The sequence below is a fragment of the Microbacterium maritypicum MF109 genome, from assembly GCF_000455825.1.
Classification (GTDB): domain Bacteria; phylum Actinomycetota; class Actinomycetes; order Actinomycetales; family Microbacteriaceae; genus Microbacterium; species Microbacterium maritypicum_A.
In genome coordinates this window covers 1-703 of record NZ_ATAO01000162.1, presented here as the reverse complement: position 1 = coordinate 703, position 703 = coordinate 1, and the positions used below count along the sequence as shown (strand labels likewise).

At 68.1% G+C, this 703-nt stretch carries 1 protein-coding gene; it reads left to right on the top strand.

The features are described 5' to 3' along the window. Window positions 1-94 precede the first annotated feature (94 nt). A partial coding sequence (locus L687_RS29625) for an ABC transporter substrate-binding protein (RefSeq protein ID WP_040569683.1) occupies window positions 95-703 on the top strand: 609 nt, incomplete at its 3' end.

The window sequence follows — 703 nt, the reverse complement described above, 5'->3', positions numbered from 1 at the left end:
GCATCGGGGCATCGGTAGCCCGTCGCAGATCGACCCCGTCCAACAATCGGCCGTAGGATGGGATGTCCCGACCCGTTCGTCCAGAGGAACCGTCATGCCCGCAAGACCTGTGCGTCGTCTCCTGCCCTTCGCGGCGCTCGCCGCTGCCACTGCGCTGGTGCTCAGCGCATGCGCGGCTCCCGGCTCGGACGGCGAGGGCGGAGAGCTCGTGTGGTCCATCGAGGGCGCGAACCTCTCGGCTGGGCACATGGACCCGCAGGTGAGCCAGCTCGACGTCTCCGGCATGGTGCAGCGGGCGGTGCTCGACTCGCTGGTGTTCCAGGAGGCGGATGGAACGTTCAGCCCGTGGCTCGCGAAGAGCTGGGAGGTCTCGCCGGACAGCACGGAGTACACGTTCGTGCTCCGTGACGACGTGACCTTCACCGACGGCGAGAAGTTCGACGCCGCCGCGGTCAAGGCGAACTTCGACCGCATCGTCGATCCGGAGACGGCATCCGCGCAGGCGGCCAGCATGCTCGGCGCCGACTTCTATGAGGGCACCGAAGTCGTCGATGACTACACGGTCACGGTGACCTTCACGCAGCCGTACGCACCGTTCCTGCAGGCGGCGAGCACGCCGCAGCTCGGCTTCTACTCGCCGGCCGTCCTCGCGAAGTCCGCGGACAAGCTCAAGGCGGGGGGACCCGACGTCACCGTCGGTACC